The 19,821-nt window shown below is 57.3% G+C and carries 1 protein-coding gene; it reads right to left on the bottom strand.

The annotated features are described in order from the left end of the window. Positions 1-40: 40 nt before the first annotated feature. Entirely contained in the window at positions 41-19,645 is a 19,605-nt protein-coding gene (locus E8E00_RS02145) for an Ig-like domain-containing protein (protein WP_168189241.1), read from the bottom strand. Positions 19,646-19,821 lie beyond the last annotated feature (176 nt).

Genomic DNA, 19,821 nt, shown 5'->3' with positions numbered 1-19,821 from the left:
ATGAGCAGGCAGCGACATGATAGCCGCTGCCTGGTAGGGATTACCAGTCGGTATCGATCCGAATATCATCCAGTGCATCATGATTTGACGTTACTGAGATTGAACCATCGCTATGCTTATCGATCGTTAATGCCCCTCTTTCGCCATCAATCAGCGTGTTGATCACGACCGTTCCTCCTTCCATTTTGACATTACTCAGCTCAATGGTCTGATCAGCATCTGCCTTGTTTTGATAATCGAACTTCAACGTCACATCGACAGTACCGTCATTGTCGCTATCGTCACTGACCGTAACACTAAAACGACTGAACTCGCCGTTAACAGAATCACCTTTGAACAAGTCATTCAGGTTTAAGGTATCTTCTGCCGAGAAATCACTGACCGTATCGGTATATTCATGACCATTTTGTGAGTTCACATCGGCCATCGACCAAGAGAAAGTATCCGCGCCATCAGAGCCGGTCAGCATATCGCTGCCACGACCACCGATTAGAACATCGTCACCTTCACCACCACGGACATTATCATCGCCACCTCCGGCATCAATGACATGATTATCCGTCACTCGCCAGTCAGAGACAAACTCTGACATCCGGTGCGTCTCAGGCCCGTCAATAGTAAAGCTTTCGTCGTTAATGACGACTTTTTCAGACCAGCTTAAACCGACATTCAATGCTAACCAACCACTGTCTGCACTCTGCAACATATCAATTTGATCGACACCATCACCGGTTTCTATCGAATAATTTTGTGGCTCAGGCACGTTTGCTGGCTGAACAGAAAACTCACCGGTTGCCGAATCACCATCTCCATCCACGACTTGGTATGAGAAGTCGATATCAGCATCACCTTCTGGCGTTTGCACGACTTGATATTGATAGAACTCCCATTTTCCTGTCGCTGGAGTCAACTGAACTTCAAAGACCAATGCACCGTTTTCATCAGTAGCAATGAGGCGATTATTACCATCAAAACGGGTTGTAATGGCTAGCCCTTCAGCGGTGCGCAATCCATACTCAACACCTGTGATCTTGAGAGAGCCTAGTCCATCGGCGCCAGCGTGGTATTGCAATGTACCATCAGCAACAGCAATCGCTTGTTGATCCGATGCGCCGGTGAAAGTTATCGACTTGACGGTTAGGTCACTATTATCTGGACCATTTCGGTTTCCATTGTCAGTGGCCTCAATAGTAATTTGGTCAAAGCCACCTTCCTGAATATCAAAGTTCTTCGCATAGTCACCACTGGCTTCATCGGAGGTGAATGCCTTTTCAGCAATAAGCTGCCCATCACGATAGAAGCGTACAATGCCTGACTCGAGCTCTCCACCATACATTTTTGAGAACTCAATTTGCGCGCCGTAAGCCACTTTGCCATTTAATGAGAAAATGAGCTGCTCAGACACACCTTGGCCTGTTTCCGTGATGCGATATTCGATCTCATTGGACAACGGATGACCGTGTTCATCTTGATCATACCGGCCCCAATAACGGCTATAACCACTATCAACCCCGATACCATCAGACGATAGATTCACCTTATCGTATTCAAGTTGTGTGTTGTAATCATTCGCAAACCCAAGCGCGGTCACCGTAACATCATCAAAAGTGACACTATCTCTCGAACCTTGCCCTTTAAACGAGACTTTGCCAGTAAGTACATCAGGGATGTCTTGCAACTCGACAGGAATAGCCTCTACCGCTGTCGTTTCAGGGCTATCATCCTCAACAGTAACACTCAACGGCTTACTCAAGCCCGTGTGGTTGTCATCACTCACAACAACATTGATAGGAAGCGCGAGTGTATCTTCTGTCTGTGAGTCTGAATGATCGAGCGATCCATGCAACTCGACGTCATAAGTCCATACTTCGTTTCCGGGAGTAGGCTCATTGAGCGCAATAGAAACAACAGGGTTTGTGGTGCTCGTATACCCGATTAAGCGATTTGTAGATGCATCCCATGTCCAGGCTACCGCTTCACCGTTAGAGGTCAAACCGCTGCCGCCGGCAAGTGCGACGGTCACATTACCCACGCCTCCCGTCACAGCGAACTCGCCCGATACCGATGGGCTATTGGTCGTATCTGTGCCCGTTGGAGCGCTATCGGCGTTCCCACCATCCAGCCCCTCTTCGGACACATTTACACCCGAGCCAATGGTGATCACAGGCGCGAAACTTTTCACAACTGAGTCATCAAACCATTGACTACCGTTTACATTCGTAGCGACGTTACCGTCTTGGTCGATAAATGATGCAAACGCGTCAATGCCGCCATCTTGTAAATTACTGACATCAATACCACTGATGGTAAACAGGCCATCCTGTCCAGAAAGAGTAAGCGCATTTGCGTCAAGCTCTCCATTGATGACGTTAATACGTGGACCGTTATGATCCCAGACCAGTTGCAGTTCAACATCTGAATCATTGCCTGAACTATCTCGCAAGACAATTGTACTGGTTCCAGCCGTAACCCCTTCACCAAAATCGACTGTTATTTCAGCCGTTTCTGAATTGGTGATCATATCATCGCCATCGTTCTCCGTGCTGTCCGTGATGACAATATTAGGTAAACGTATATCACTAGGATCTTCGCCATCTTCACCACCATACTGAGTATCGAGTACGGCGCTGTCGCTGCCTGGTTCTGATGTATTGCCGATCTGATCTTCCAGTTCTGCAGTCACGGTGAGGGTTTCACCTTCCGCCGGGGCACCGAACGAAGTTGCTACGCTACCGTTGTCGATGTCGGCCTCGACCAACACGATCTCGTTGGTCGTGGTGCCATCGCTGACACGAATGGTGTCGCCCACAGAGGCCCCAAGAGGCAGACCGACAATCACATCAACGTCACCATTCAGCTCATTGGCAGTGATAACACCATCATCGTTGGCGTCTTCACTAATAGTCACTGTTGGCGTGAAGAGTTCATCAATATGTTTTTCATCACCATCAATATTGATTGTCTCGAAATCACGAAGCTCAATACGATCTCCGGTATCACTGTTTTCGACGATGAGATAACCATTGGTGTCTTTACTAAAAGATAAATGATCAACACGAGTATTGAACACAGCTTTATCAGTACCCGCCCCACCATCAATCACCAATTGATCGTTCGCATCATCGGTAATGATATTAACCGTATCGTTACCTTTACCGGTTAGGACATAATCATCCCCTGTTTCGGTATTTGCATTCGCCCAACTACCGTGCCAGTAATGCACTGCCTCTGATGGCTCACTCTGATTGCCCGCATCGTCACTCTGTACGGCTTCTAAACGTACATTGTCATTCGTATCGATGCCTTCGATACCCTCGAGCTCAACGGCCCAAGAGCCGTCCGCTGCCACTGTGACTTGAGCAAGAGGCGCTCCACTCTCACCTTCGAAGTAAATCGAAATGGTTGCTCCAGGTTCACCCGTACCGTGCATAGTGACATCGCTGTAATCACTACCCGCTGAGTCATCAGTAATATTGGTGATGACTGGAGGGTTGGGGGCATCAATATCAACCTCGTAGTCGCCATCTTTCTTCTCACCACTCGGACTTGTCGTCGCCGTGAACGGGTTGCCCGCCTTATCGGTGCCAGTCACACTCGCAACAATCGCGCTGTCTGCATCCGATGCCAACGCACTCCCCGGGACATTGATGCTATAAGTACCATCATCTTTGACAATACCTGTATACGTTGTTTCAGGTTTACCAACAGCCTGTAGCGTCAAGGTCACCGTATCACCCGGTTTCGCATCGCCGTCTACGGTACCCGTAACGGTCACGTCACCCGAGGCCTCTTGCTCGTTAACAACGTCATCATCCGTTATCGTATCAATTGTGATCGACGCCGAAGCCGATGTATCAATTGTGACCTGTAGCCCATCGGATATGTCACTATTACCTGCACTGTCTGTAACCTGCACAGTAAAATTATACGTACCCGCGGTGATTGGATAGTCTGGCGTAAACACCCAGTTGCCATTTGAATCTTTTCCTGCAATTCCTAACGAACTGCCATCTTGGAATACTTCTACTGTAACAACATCACTGTCGATGTTGCCCAGTGCGAACGTCGGCGTCGTATCGTTGGTCAGGTTGTCTGTGTCGCTGTCGCCGCTGTCGCTCGACGCAACCAGATCGATGGTCGGTTTGCTGATATCGGTATCAACCTCGTAACCACCGTCTTTGTTGGCTCCGCTTGCCTCTGTCGTCGCCGTGAACGCGTTGCCCGCTTCATCGGTGCCACTCACGCTCGCCACGATGGTGCTGTCCGCATCCGCCACAAGGTCACTGCCTTGCACATCGATGCTATACACCAACTTGCCTTCTGCGTCTGCGAACACCTTGCCTGTGTACTCGTTGCCATTGACCGTTAAGGTCACCGTGTCGTCCACGTTCGCGTCGCCACCCACGGTACCCGTGATGGTCACCGTGCCCTGCGCTTCGTCCGCGTTCACGATGTCGTCGCCCGCGATGGCGTCAACGGTGATGGTCGCCGCCGCGTCGGTATCGATGGTGACGTCTAGTGCGTCTGATGTGTCGCTATTACCCGCACCGTCCGTCACTTTCACGCTCAACGCGTAAGTGCCATCCGCCAGGTCGGCGCTCGGGGTGAACTGCCACGTGCCGTTCACGTTTTCCAGCGTGCCATCAAGGGCGACGCCGTCTTTCAACACCACGATGTCCTCGGCCGCAACATCACTGTCGATGTTGCCCAGTGCGAACGTCGGCGTCGTATCGTTGGTCAGGTTGTCTGTGTCGCTGTCGCCGCTGTCGCTCGACGCAACCAGATCGATGGTCGGTTTGCTGATATCGGTATCAACCTCGTAACCACCGTCTTTGTTGGCTCCGCTTGCCTCTGTCGTCGCCGTGAACGCGTTGCCCGCTTCATCGGTGCCACTCACGCTCGCCACGATGGTGCTGTCCGCATCCGCCACAAGGTCACTGCCTTGCACATCGATGCTATACACCAACTTGCCTTCTGCGTCTGCGAACACCTTGCCTGTGTACTCGTTGCCATTGACCGTTAAGGTCACCGTGTCGTCCACGTTCGCGTCGCCACCCACGGTACCCGTGATGGTCACCGTGCCCTGCGCTTCGTCCGCGTTCACGATGTCGTCGCCCGCGATGGCGTCAACGGTGATGGTCGCCGCCGCGTCGGTATCGATGGTGACGTCTAGTGCGTCTGATGTGTCGCTATTACCCGCACCGTCCGTCACTTTCACGCTCAACGCGTAAGTGCCATCCGCCAGGTCGGCGCTCGGGGTGAACTGCCACGTGCCGTTCACGTTTTCCAGCGTGCCATCAAGGGCGACGCCGTCTTTCAACACCACGATGTCCTCGGCCGCAACATCACTGTCGATGTTGCCCAGTGCGAACGTCGGCGTCGTATCGTTGGTCAGGTTGTCTGTGTCGCTGTCGCCGCTGTCGCTCGACGCAACCAGATCGATGGTCGGTTTGCTGATATCGGTATCAACCTCGTAACCACCGTCTTTGTTGGCTCCGCTTGCCTCTGTCGTCGCCGTGAACGCGTTGCCCGCTTCATCGGTGCCACTCACGCTCGCCACGATGGTGCTGTCCGCATCCGCCACAAGGTCACTGCCTTGCACATCGATGCTATACACCAACTTGCCTTCTGCGTCTGCGAACACCTTGCCTGTGTACTCGTTGCCATTGACCGTTAAGGTCACCGTGTCGTCCACGTTCGCGTCGCCACCCACGGTACCCGTGATGGTCACCGTGCCCTGCGCTTCGTCCGCGTTCACGATGTCGTCGCCCGCGATGGCGTCAACGGTGATGGTCGCCGCCGCGTCGGTATCGATGGTGACGTCTAGTGCGTCTGATGTGTCGCTATTACCCGCACCGTCCGTCACTTTCACGCTCAACGCGTAAGTGCCATCCGCCAGGTCGGCGCTCGGGGTGAACTGCCACGTGCCGTTCACGTTTTCCAGCGTGCCATCAAGGGCGACGCCGTCTTTCAACACCACGATGTCCTCGGCCGCAACATCACTGTCGATGTTGCCCAGTGCGAACGTCGGCGTCGTATCGTTGGTCAGGTTGTCTGTGTCGCTGTCGCCGCTGTCGCTCGACGCAACCAGATCGATGGTCGGTTTGCTGATATCGGTATCAACCTCGTAACCACCGTCTTTGTTGGCTCCGCTTGCCTCTGTCGTCGCCGTGAACGCGTTGCCCGCTTCATCGGTGCCACTCACGCTCGCCACGATGGTGCTGTCCGCATCCGCCACAAGGTCACTGCCTTGCACATCGATGCTATACACCAACTTGCCTTCTGCGTCTGCGAACACCTTGCCTGTGTACTCGTTGCCATTGACCGTTAAGGTCACCGTGTCGTCCACGTTCGCGTCGCCACCCACGGTACCCGTGATGGTCACCGTGCCCTGCGCTTCGTCCGCGTTCACGATGTCGTCGCCCGCGATGGCGTCAACGGTGATGGTCGCCGCCGCGTCGGTATCGATGGTGACGTCTAGTGCGTCTGATGTGTCGCTATTACCCGCACCGTCCGTCACTTTCACGCTCAACGCGTAAGTGCCATCCGCCAGGTCGGCGCTCGGGGTGAACTGCCACGTGCCGTTCACGTTTTCCAGCGTGCCATCAAGGGCGACGCCGTCTTTCAACACCACGATGTCCTCGGCCGCAACATCACTGTCGATGTTGCCCAGTGCGAACGTCGGCGTCGTATCGTTGGTCAGGTTGTCTGTGTCGCTGTCGCCGCTGTCGCTCGACGCAACCAGATCGATGGTCGGTTTGCTGATATCGGTATCAACCTCGTAACCACCGTCTTTGTTGGCTCCGCTTGCCTCTGTCGTCGCCGTGAACGCGTTGCCCGCTTCATCGGTGCCACTCACGCTCGCCACGATGGTGCTGTCCGCATCCGCCACAAGGTCACTGCCTTGCACATCGATGCTATACACCAACTTGCCTTCTGCGTCTGCGAACACCTTGCCTGTGTACTCGTTGCCATTGACCGTTAAGGTCACCGTGTCGTCCACGTTCGCGTCGCCACCCACGGTACCCGTGATGGTCACCGTGCCCTGCGCTTCGTCCGCGTTCACGATGTCGTCGCCCGCGATGGCGTCAACGGTGATGGTCGCCGCCGCGTCGGTATCGATGGTGACGTCTAGTGCGTCTGATGTGTCGCTATTACCCGCACCGTCCGTCACTTTCACGCTCAACGCGTAAGTGCCATCCGCCAGGTCGGCGCTCGGGGTGAACTGCCACGTGCCGTTCACGTTTTCCAGCGTGCCATCAAGGGCGACGCCGTCTTTCAACACCACGATGTCCTCGGCCGCAACATCACTGTCGATGTTGCCCAGTGCGAACGTCGGCGTCGTATCGTTGGTCAGGTTGTCTGTGTCGCTGTCGCCGCTGTCGCTCGACGCAACCAGATCGATGGTCGGTTTGCTGATATCGGTATCAACCTCGTAACCACCGTCTTTGTTGGCTCCGCTTGCCTCTGTCGTCGCCGTGAACGCGTTGCCCGCTTCATCGGTGCCACTCACGCTCGCCACGATGGTGCTGTCCGCATCCGCCACAAGGTCACTGCCTTGCACATCGATGCTATACACCAACTTGCCTTCTGCGTCTGCGAACACCTTGCCTGTGTACTCGTTGCCATTGACCGTTAAGGTCACCGTGTCGTCCACGTTCGCGTCGCCACCCACGGTACCCGTGATGGTCACCGTGCCCTGCGCTTCGTCCGCGTTCACGATGTCGTCGCCCGCGATGGCGTCAACGGTGATGGTCGCCGCCGCGTCGGTATCGATGGTGACGTCTAGTGCGTCTGATGTGTCGCTATTACCCGCACCGTCCGTCACTTTCACGCTCAACGCGTAAGTGCCATCCGCCAGGTCGGCGCTCGGGGTGAACTGCCACGTGCCGTTCACGTTTTCCAGCGTGCCATCAAGGGCGACGCCGTCTTTCAACACCACGATGTCCTCGGCCGCAACATCACTGTCGATGTTGCCCAGTGCGAACGTCGGCGTCGTATCGTTGGTCAGGTTGTCTGTGTCGCTGTCGCCGCTGTCGCTCGACGCAACCAGATCGATGGTCGGTTTGCTGATATCGGTATCAACCTCGTAACCACCGTCTTTGTTGGCTCCGCTTGCCTCTGTCGTCGCCGTGAACGCGTTGCCCGCTTCATCGGTGCCACTCACGCTCGCCACGATGGTGCTGTCCGCATCCGCCACAAGGTCACTGCCTTGCACATCGATGCTATACACCAACTTGCCTTCTGCGTCTGCGAACACCTTGCCTGTGTACTCGTTGCCATTGACCGTTAAGGTCACCGTGTCGTCCACGTTCGCGTCGCCACCCACGGTACCCGTGATGGTCACCGTGCCCTGCGCTTCGTCCGCGTTCACGATGTCGTCGCCCGCGATGGCGTCAACGGTGATGGTCGCCGCCGCGTCGGTATCGATGGTGACGTCTAGTGCGTCTGATGTGTCGCTATTACCCGCACCGTCCGTCACTTTCACGCTCAACGCGTAAGTGCCATCCGCCAGGTCGGCGCTCGGGGTGAACTGCCACGTGCCGTTCACGTTTTCCAGCGTGCCATCAAGGGCGACGCCGTCTTTCAACACCACGATGTCCTCGGCCGCAACATCACTGTCGATGTTGCCCAGTGCGAACGTCGGCGTCGTATCGTTGGTCAGGTTGTCTGTGTCGCTGTCGCCGCTGTCGCTCGACGCAACCAGATCGATGGTCGGTTTGCTGATATCGGTATCAACCTCGTAACCACCGTCTTTGTTGGCTCCGCTTGCCTCTGTCGTCGCCGTGAACGCGTTGCCCGCTTCATCGGTGCCACTCACGCTCGCCACGATGGTGCTGTCCGCATCCGCCACAAGGTCACTGCCTTGCACATCGATGCTATACACCAACTTGCCTTCTGCGTCTGCGAACACCTTGCCTGTGTACTCGTTGCCATTGACCGTTAAGGTCACCGTGTCGTCCACGTTCGCGTCGCCACCCACGGTACCCGTGATGGTCACCGTGCCCTGCGCTTCGTCCGCGTTCACGATGTCGTCGCCCGCGATGGCGTCAACGGTGATGGTCGCCGCCGCGTCGGTATCGATGGTGACGTCTAGTGCGTCTGATGTGTCGCTATTACCCGCACCGTCCGTCACTTTCACGCTCAACGCGTAAGTGCCATCCGCCAGGTCGGCGCTCGGGGTGAACTGCCACGTGCCGTTCACGTTTTCCAGCGTGCCATCAAGGGCGACGCCGTCTTTCAACACCACGATGTCCTCGGCCGCAACATCACTGTCGATGTTGCCCAGTGCGAACGTCGGCGTCGTATCGTTGGTCAGGTTGTCTGTGTCGCTGTCGCCGCTGTCGCTCGACGCAACCAGATCGATGGTCGGTTTGCTGATATCGGTATCAACCTCGTAACCACCGTCTTTGTTGGCTCCGCTTGCCTCTGTCGTCGCCGTGAACGCGTTGCCCGCTTCATCGGTGCCACTCACGCTCGCCACGATGGTGCTGTCCGCATCCGCCACAAGGTCACTGCCTTGCACATCGATGCTATACACCAACTTGCCTTCTGCGTCTGCGAACACCTTGCCTGTGTACTCGTTGCCATTGACCGTTAAGGTCACCGTGTCGTCCACGTTCGCGTCGCCACCCACGGTACCCGTGATGGTCACCGTGCCCTGCGCTTCGTCCGCGTTCACGATGTCGTCGCCCGCGATGGCGTCAACGGTGATGGTCGCCGCCGCGTCGGTATCGATGGTGACGTCTAGTGCGTCTGATGTGTCGCTATTACCCGCACCGTCCGTCACTTTCACGCTCAACGCGTAAGTGCCATCCGCCAGGTCGGCGCTCGGGGTGAACTGCCACGTGCCGTTCACGTTTTCCAGCGTGCCATCAAGGGCGACGCCGTCTTTCAACACCACGATGTCCTCGGCCGCAACATCACTGTCGATGTTGCCCAGTGCGAACGTCGGCGTCGTATCGTTGGTCAGGTTGTCTGTGTCGCTGTCGCCGCTGTCGCTCGACGCAACCAGATCGATGGTCGGTTTGCTGATATCGGTATCAACCTCGTAACCACCGTCTTTGTTGGCTCCGCTTGCCTCTGTCGTCGCCGTGAACGCGTTGCCCGCTTCATCGGTGCCACTCACGCTCGCCACGATGGTGCTGTCCGCATCCGCCACAAGGTCACTGCCTTGCACATCGATGCTATACACCAACTTGCCTTCTGCGTCTGCGAACACCTTGCCTGTGTACTCGTTGCCATTGACCGTTAAGGTCACCGTGTCGTCCACGTTCGCGTCGCCACCCACGGTACCCGTGATGGTCACCGTGCCCTGCGCTTCGTCCGCGTTCACGATGTCGTCGCCCGCGATGGCGTCAACGGTGATGGTCGCCGCCGCGTCGGTATCGATGGTGACGTCTAGTGCGTCTGATGTGTCGCTATTACCCGCACCGTCCGTCACTTTCACGCTCAACGCGTAAGTGCCATCCGCCAGGTCGGCGCTCGGGGTGAACTGCCACGTGCCGTTCACGTTTTCCAGCGTGCCATCAAGGGCGACGCCGTCTTTCAACACCACGATGTCCTCGGCCGCAACATCACTGTCGATGTTGCCCAGTGCGAACGTCGGCGTCGTATCGTTGGTCAGGTTGTCTGTGTCGCTGTCGCCGCTGTCGCTCGACGCAACCAGATCGATGGTCGGTTTGCTGATATCGGTATCAACCTCGTAACCACCGTCTTTGTTGGCTCCGCTTGCCTCTGTCGTCGCCGTGAACGCGTTGCCCGCTTCATCGGTGCCACTCACGCTCGCCACGATGGTGCTGTCCGCATCCGCCACAAGGTCACTGCCTTGCACATCGATGCTATACACCAACTTGCCTTCTGCGTCTGCGAACACCTTGCCTGTGTACTCGTTGCCATTGACCGTTAAGGTCACCGTGTCGTCCACGTTCGCGTCGCCACCCACGGTACCCGTGATGGTCACCGTGCCCTGCGCTTCGTCCGCGTTCACGATGTCGTCGCCCGCGATGGCGTCAACGGTGATGGTCGCCGCCGCGTCGGTATCGATGGTGACGTCTAGTGCGTCTGATGTGTCGCTATTACCCGCACCGTCCGTCACTTTCACGCTCAACGCGTAAGTGCCATCCGCCAGGTCGGCGCTCGGGGTGAACTGCCACGTGCCGTTCACGTTTTCCAGCGTGCCATCAAGGGCGACGCCGTCTTTCAACACCACGATGTCCTCGGCCGCAACATCACTGTCGATGTTGCCCAGTGCGAACGTCGGCGTCGTATCGTTGGTCAGGTTGTCTGTGTCGCTGTCGCCGCTGTCGCTCGACGCAACCAGATCGATGGTCGGTTTGCTGATATCGGTATCAACCTCGTAACCACCGTCTTTGTTGGCTCCGCTTGCCTCTGTCGTCGCCGTGAACGCGTTGCCCGCTTCATCGGTGCCACTCACGCTCGCCACGATGGTGCTGTCCGCATCCGCCACAAGGTCACTGCCTTGCACATCGATGCTATACACCAACTTGCCTTCTGCGTCTGCGAACACCTTGCCTGTGTACTCGTTGCCATTGACCGTTAAGGTCACCGTGTCGTCCACGTTCGCGTCGCCACCCACGGTACCCGTGATGGTCACCGTGCCCTGCGCTTCGTCCGCGTTCACGATGTCGTCGCCCGCGATGGCGTCAACGGTGATGGTCGCCGCCGCGTCGGTATCGATGGTGACGTCTAGTGCGTCTGATGTGTCGCTATTACCCGCACCGTCCGTCACTTTCACGCTCAACGCGTAAGTGCCATCCGCCAGGTCGGCGCTCGGGGTGAACTGCCACGTGCCGTTCACGTTTTCCAGCGTGCCATCAAGGGCGACGCCGTCTTTCAACACCACGATGTCCTCGGCCGCAACATCACTGTCGATGTTGCCCAGTGCGAACGTCGGCGTCGTATCGTTGGTCAGGTTGTCTGTGTCGCTGTCGCCGCTGTCGCTCGACGCAACCAGATCGATGGTCGGTTTGCTGATATCGGTATCAACCTCGTAACCACCGTCTTTGTTGGCTCCGCTTGCCTCTGTCGTCGCCGTGAACGCGTTGCCCGCTTCATCGGTGCCACTCACGCTCGCCACGATGGTGCTGTCCGCATCCGCCACAAGGTCACTGCCTTGCACATCGATGCTATACACCAACTTGCCTTCTGCGTCTGCGAACACCTTGCCTGTGTACTCGTTGCCATTGACCGTTAAGGTCACCGTGTCGTCCACGTTCGCGTCGCCACCCACGGTACCCGTGATGGTCACCGTGCCCTGCGCTTCGTCCGCGTTCACGATGTCGTCGCCCGCGATGGCGTCAACGGTGATGGTCGCCGCCGCGTCGGTATCGATGGTGACGTCTAGTGCGTCTGATGTGTCGCTATTACCCGCACCGTCCGTCACTTTCACGCTCAACGCGTAAGTGCCATCCGCCAGGTCGGCGCTCGGGGTGAACTGCCACGTGCCGTTCACGTTTTCCAGCGTGCCATCAAGGGCGACGCCGTCTTTCAACACCACGATGTCCTCGGCCGCAACATCACTGTCGATGTTGCCCAGTGCGAACGTCGGCGTCGTATCGTTGGTCAGGTTGTCTGTGTCGCTGTCGCCGCTGTCGCTCGACGCAACCAGATCGATGGTCGGTTTGCTGATATCGGTATCAACCTCGTAACCACCGTCTTTGTTGGCTCCGCTTGCCTCTGTCGTCGCCGTGAACGCGTTGCCCGCTTCATCGGTGCCACTCACGCTCGCCACGATGGTGCTGTCCGCATCCGCCACAAGGTCACTGCCTTGCACATCGATGCTATACACCAACTTGCCTTCTGCGTCTGCGAACACCTTGCCTGTGTACTCGTTGCCATTGACCGTTAAGGTCACCGTGTCGTCCACGTTCGCGTCGCCACCCACGGTACCCGTGATGGTCACCGTGCCCTGCGCTTCGTCCGCGTTCACGATGTCGTCGCCCGCGATGGCGTCAACGGTGATGGTCGCCGCCGCGTCGGTATCGATGGTGACGTCTAGTGCGTCTGATGTGTCGCTATTACCCGCACCGTCCGTCACTTTCACGCTCAACGCGTAAGTGCCATCCGCCAGGTCGGCGCTCGGGGTGAACTGCCACGTGCCGTTCACGTTTTCCAGCGTGCCATCAAGGGCGACGCCGTCTTTCAACACCACGATGTCCTCGGCCGCAACATCACTGTCGATGTTGCCCAGTGCGAACGTCGGCGTCGTATCGTTGGTCAGGTTGTCTGTGTCGCTGTCGCCGCTGTCGCTCGACGCAACCAGATCGATGGTCGGTTTGCTGATATCGGTATCAACCTCGTAACCACCGTCTTTGTTGGCTCCGCTTGCCTCTGTCGTCGCCGTGAACGCGTTGCCCGCTTCATCGGTGCCACTCACGCTCGCCACGATGGTGCTGTCCGCATCCGCCACAAGGTCACTGCCTTGCACATCGATGCTATACACCAACTTGCCTTCTGCGTCTGCGAACACCTTGCCTGTGTACTCGTTGCCATTGACCGTTAAGGTCACCGTGTCGTCCACGTTCGCGTCGCCACCCACGGTACCCGTGATGGTCACCGTGCCCTGCGCTTCGTCCGCGTTCACGATGTCGTCGCCCGCGATGGCGTCAACGGTGATGGTCGCCGCCGCGTCGGTATCGATGGTGACGTCTAGTGCGTCTGATGTGTCGCTATTACCCGCACCGTCCGTCACTTTCACGCTCAACGCGTAAGTGCCATCCGCCAGGTCGGCGCTCGGGGTGAACTGCCACGTGCCGTTCACGTTTTCCAGCGTGCCATCAAGGGCGACGCCGTCTTTCAACACCACGATGTCCTCGGCCGCAACATCACTGTCGATGTTGCCCAGTGCGAACGTCGGCGTCGTATCGTTGGTCAGGTTGTCTGTGTCGCTGTCGCCGCTGTCGCTCGACGCAACCAGATCGATGGTCGGTTTGCTGATATCGGTATCAACCTCGTAACCACCGTCTTTGTTGGCTCCGCTTGCCTCTGTCGTCGCCGTGAACGCGTTGCCCGCTTCATCGGTGCCACTCACGCTCGCCACGATGGTGCTGTCCGCATCCGCCACAAGGTCACTGCCTTGCACATCGATGCTATACACCAACTTGCCTTCTGCGTCTGCGAACACCTTGCCTGTGTACTCGTTGCCATTGACCGTTAAGGTCACCGTGTCGTCCACGTTCGCGTCGCCACCCACGGTACCCGTGATGGTCACCGTGCCCTGCGCTTCGTCCGCGTTCACGATGTCGTCGCCCGCGATGGCGTCAACGGTGATGGTCGCCGCCGCGTCGGTATCGATGGTGACGTCTAGTGCGTCTGATGTGTCGCTATTACCCGCACCGTCCGTCACTTTCACGCTCAACGCGTAAGTGCCATCCGCCAGGTCGGCGCTCGGGGTGAACTGCCACGTGCCGTTCACGTTTTCCAGCGTGCCATCAAGGGCGACGCCGTCTTTCAACACCACGATGTCCTCGGCCGCAACATCACTGTCGATGTTGCCCAGTGCGAACGTCGGCGTCGTATCGTTGGTCAGGTTGTCTGTGTCGCTGTCGCCGCTGTCGCTCGACGCAACCAGATCGATGGTCGGTTTGCTGATATCGGTATCAACCTCGTAACCACCGTCTTTGTTGGCTCCGCTTGCCTCTGTCGTCGCCGTGAACGCGTTGCCCGCTTCATCGGTGCCACTCACGCTCGCCACGATGGTGCTGTCCGCATCCGCCACAAGGTCACTGCCTTGCACATCGATGCTATACACCAACTTGCCTTCTGCGTCTGCGAACACCTTGCCTGTGTACTCGTTGCCATTGACCGTTAAGGTCACCGTGTCGTCCACGTTCGCGTCGCCACCCACGGTACCCGTGATGGTCACCGTGCCCTGCGCTTCGTCCGCGTTCACGATGTCGTCGCCCGCGATGGCGTCAACGGTGATGGTCGCCGCCGCGTCGGTATCGATGGTGACGTCTAGTGCGTCTGATGTGTCGCTATTACCCGCACCGTCCGTCACTTTCACGCTCAACGCGTAAGTGCCATCCGCCAGGTCGGCGCTCGGGGTGAACTGCCACGTGCCGTTCACGTTTTCCAGCGTGCCATCAAGGGCGACGCCGTCTTTCAACACCACGATGTCCTCGGCCGCAACATCACTGTCGATGTTGCCCAGTGCGAACGTCGGCGTCGTATCGTTGGTCAGGTTGTCTGTGTCGCTGTCGCCGCTGTCGCTCGACGCAACCAGATCGATGGTCGGTTTGCTGATATCGGTATCAACCTCGTAACCACCGTCTTTGTTGGCTCCGCTTGCCTCTGTCGTCGCCGTGAACGCGTTGCCCGCTTCATCGGTGCCACTCACGCTCGCCACGATGGTGCTGTCCGCATCCGCCACAAGGTCACTGCCTTGCACATCGATGCTATACACCAACTTGCCTTCTGCGTCTGCGAACACCTTGCCTGTGTACTCGTTGCCATTGACCGTTAAGGTCACCGTGTCGTCCACGTTCGCGTCGCCACCCACGGTACCCGTGATGGTCACCGTGCCCTGCGCTTCGTCCGCGTTCACGATGTCGTCGCCCGCGATGGCGTCAACGGTGATGGTCGCCGCCGCGTCGGTATCGATGGTGACGTCTAGTGCGTCTGATGTGTCGCTATTACCCGCACCGTCCGTCACTTTCACGCTCAACGCGTAAGTGCCATCCGCCAGGTCGGCGCTCGGGGTGAACTGCCACGTGCCGTTCACGTTTTCCAGCGTGCCATCAAGGGCGACGCCGTCTTTCAACACCACGATGTCCTCGGCCGCAACATCACTGTCGATGTTGCCCAGTGCGAACGTCGGCGTCGTATCGTTGGTCAGGTTGTCTGTGTCGCTGTCGCCGCTGTCGCTCGACGCAACCAGATCGATGGTCGGTTTGCTGATATCGGTATCAACCTCGTAACCACCGTCTTTGTTGGCTCCGCTTGCCTCTGTCGTCGCCGTGAACGCGTTGCCCGCTTCATCGGTGCCACTCACGCTCGCCACGATGGTGCTGTCCGCATCCGCCACAAGGTCACTGCCTTGCACATCGATGCTATACACCAACTTGCCTTCTGCGTCTGCGAACACCTTGCCTGTGTACTCGTTGCCATTGACCGTTAAGGTCACCGTGTCGTCCACGTTCGCGTCGCCACCCACGGTACCCGTGATGGTCACCGTGCCCTGCGCTTCGTCCGCGTTCACGATGTCGTCGCCCGCGATGGCGTCAACGGTGATGGTCGCCGCCGCGTCGGTATCGATGGTGACGTCTAGTGCGTCTGATGTGTCGCTATTACCCGCACCGTCCGTCACTTTCACGCTCAACGCGTAAGTGCCATCCGCCAGGTCGGCGCTCGGGGTGAACTGCCACGTGCCGTTCACGTTTTCCAGCGTGCCATCAAGGGCGACGCCGTCTTTCAACACCACGATGTCCTCGGCCGCAACATCACTGTCGATGTTGCCCAGTGCGAACGTCGGCGTCGTATCGTTGGTCAGGTTGTCTGTGTCGCTGTCGCCGCTGTCGCTCGACGCAACCAGATCGATGGTCGGTTTGCTGATATCGGTATCAACCTCGTAACCACCGTCTTTGTTGGCTCCGCTTGCCTCTGTCGTCGCCGTGAACGCGTTGCCCGCTTCATCGGTGCCACTCACGCTCGCCACGATGGTGCTGTCCGCATCCGCCACAAGGTCACTGCCTTGCACATCGATGCTATACACCAACTTGCCTTCTGCGTCTGCGAACACCTTGCCTGTGTACTCGTTGCCATTGACCGTTAAGGTCACCGTGTCGTCCACGTTCGCGTCGCCACCCACGGTACCCGTGATGGTCACCGTGCCCTGCGCTTCGTCCGCGTTCACGATGTCGTCGCCCGCGATGGCGTCAACGGTGATGGTCGCCGCCGCGTCGGTATCGATGGTGACGTCTAGTGCGTCTGATGTGTCGCTATTACCCGCACCGTCCGTCACTTTCACGCTCAACGCGTAAGTGCCATCCGCCAGGTCGGCGCTCGGGGTGAACTGCCACGTGCCGTTCACGTTTTCCAGCGTGCCATCAAGGGCGACGCCGTCTTTCAACACCACGATGTCCTCGGCCGCAACATCACTGTCGATGTTGCCCAGTGCGAACGTCGGCGTCGTATCGTTGGTCAGGTTGTCTGTGTCGCTGTCGCCGCTGTCGCTCGACGCAACCAGATCGATGGTCGGTTTGCTGATATCGGTATCAACCTCGTAACCACCGTCTTTGTTGGCTCCGCTTGCCTCTGTCGTCGCCGTGAACGCGTTGCCCGCTTCATCGGTGCCACTCACGCTCGCCACGATGGTGCTGTCCGCATCCGCCACAAGGTCACTGCCTTGCACATCGATGCTATACACCAACTTGCCTTCTGCGTCTGCGAACACCTTGCCTGTGTACTCGTTGCCATTGACCGTTAAGGTCACCGTGTCGTCCACGTTCGCGTCGCCACCCACGGTACCCGTGATGGTCACCGTGCCCTGCGCTTCGTCCGCGTTCACGATGTCGTCGCCCGCGATGGCGTCAACGGTGATGGTCGCCGCCGCGTCGGTATCGATGGTGACGTCTAGTGCGTCTGATGTGTCGCTATTACCCGCACCGTCCGTCACTTTCACGCTCAACGCGTAAGTGCCATCCGCCAGGTCGGCGCTCGGGGTGAACTGCCACGTGCCGTTCACGTTTTCCAGCGTGCCATCAAGGGCGACGCCGTCTTTCAACACCACGATGTCCTCGGCCGCAACATCACTGTCGATGTTGCCCAGTGCGAACGTCGGCGTCGTATCGTTGGTCAGGTTGTCTGTGTCGCTGTCGCCGCTGTCGCTCGACGCAACCAGATCGATGGTCGGTTTGCTGATATCGGTATCAACCTCGTAACCACCGTCTTTGTTGGCTCCGCTTGCCTCTGTCGTCGCCGTGAACGCGTTGCCCGCTTCATCGGTGCCACTCACGCTCGCCACGATGGTGCTGTCCGCATCCGCCACAAGGTCACTGCCTTGCACATCGATGCTATACACCAACTTGCCTTCTGCGTCTGCGAACACCTTGCCTGTGTACTCGTTGCCATTGACCGTTAAGGTCACCGTGTCGTCCACGTTCGCGTCGCCACCCACGGTACCCGTGATGGTCACCGTGCCCTGCGCTTCGTCCGCGTTCACGATGTCGTCGCCCGCTATAGGATCAATTGTGATCGTCGCTGAGGAAACTGTATCGATCGTGACACCTAGCTCTTCTGACACCTGGCTATTACCCGCACTGTCCGTCGCCTTAACAGTGAAACTATAAGTACCCGCAGTGATAGGGTAATCTGGGCTGAATATCCAATTGCCACTTGAATCTTGGTCTGCAAACCCCAGTGAAGTACTGCCGAGGAACACCTCTACCTTTGTGACATCACTATCAATGTTACCCAGCGCAAACGTCGGTGTCGTATCATTGGTCAAATTATCGGTGTTGCTGTTACCAGTATCGCTCGACGCGATAAGGTCGATGGTAGGAATGCCAATTTCGGTGTCGACAGTGTGCGTAGAAATCGTGACACTATCCACCGTGTTTCCAAATTCATCCGACGAGCTCACTGTGACTTCAAACTCGGTGTCCGCGGCCAGATCGGCACCCGCCACATCCACTGTCCAGTTGCCACTGCCATCCACAGTGGTTGTGTACTCGGTACCATTGATGGTCATGGTCACCACATCGCCTTCGCTGATGTCGCCACCTATCGCCGTACCGGTCACCGTGATGGGCTCGCCTGCTTCTTGCGCGTTGATCACGTCATCGCTGGTGATGTTATCTACGCTGACCGTGCCGGCGTCTGCGCTGGTATCAATTGTTGCACTATCACTGCCCGGCGCGGAGGTGTTACCAGAAGTATCGGTAATGGTGGCGTCTACGGTGAGGGTTTCACCGTCTGCGGGAGTATCGGGGAGGGTCACGACGACAGAGCCGTCGGTAATATTATCGTCTGTCAGGGTGAAGGCTTGTCCATTCACCGTTAACACATCGCCCGGATTAGCGTTGGTGCCCGCTAGATCGATAGATACACGAATACCGTCGCCAATTTCTTGGCTGCTAATCACACCATCATTGTTTGCGTCATTGAGGATGGTCACACCTGGCGCGTTGGGTGCCGTTGCATCAACGAAGCGTCCAAAGCCGTCTTCTTGGTTAGTGCCAATCGCACCTGCGTTGTTAGCAATCGAGTCAGAGTCAAATCCAGAGCTTGCGATGGTCTCGCTTCCATCACGCGCAATGTTGACATAGCTCCACGAGCCACTTCCGGTCGCGTCTTGCCCCGCAGCCGTCGCCTGATCTTCTTGAATGGTGATCTCGCCTTCACCGTCAAGGATTTGCTGCTGAATGTCTGCGATTTCGTCTTGGACGTCTTGTGGTAATGCGTCAAAAAGAGAGTCCGACGATTCACTCTGCGGTTCAATCATAAGCCGTGTCCCGTCACTCAAGGTGATAACGGTGTCACTGCTATCCGGCAAGCCAAGCTGGGTACCCGATGGGAGCGTAGCCCCTTCGCTGAGTGTGGTTAGTTCACCATTGACTAAGACACGGCCACTGCCTTGAATTGTGTCGATTGTAACGTTGCGAGAGAGCGAGATTGATTTCATAGTACGAGACTCTTTAACCGAGAAAAGTGTGAGACGCATTCAAAATATCTATTACTTCAGATTATCTAAGCATATAGACATAGATAAAAGCGATTTTAACCAGAAATGTGCGACCCATACGGCTCAAAAATGAGACAAATAGGCAAGGGAGAGCATGTCTTATGAAATCGAGCGAA

It is taken from the genome of Salinivibrio sp. YCSC6, from assembly GCF_004916735.1.
In the GTDB taxonomy this organism is placed as follows: domain Bacteria; phylum Pseudomonadota; class Gammaproteobacteria; order Enterobacterales; family Vibrionaceae; genus Salinivibrio; species Salinivibrio proteolyticus.
This window is presented reverse-complemented; position numbering and strand designations above follow the sequence as displayed.

Excerpts from the sequence above, each read along its gene's own strand:
- E8E00_RS02145 (WP_168189241.1), bottom strand. The coding sequence starts at position 19,645 with ATGAAATCAATCTCGCTCTCTCGCAACGTTACAATCGACACAATTCAA.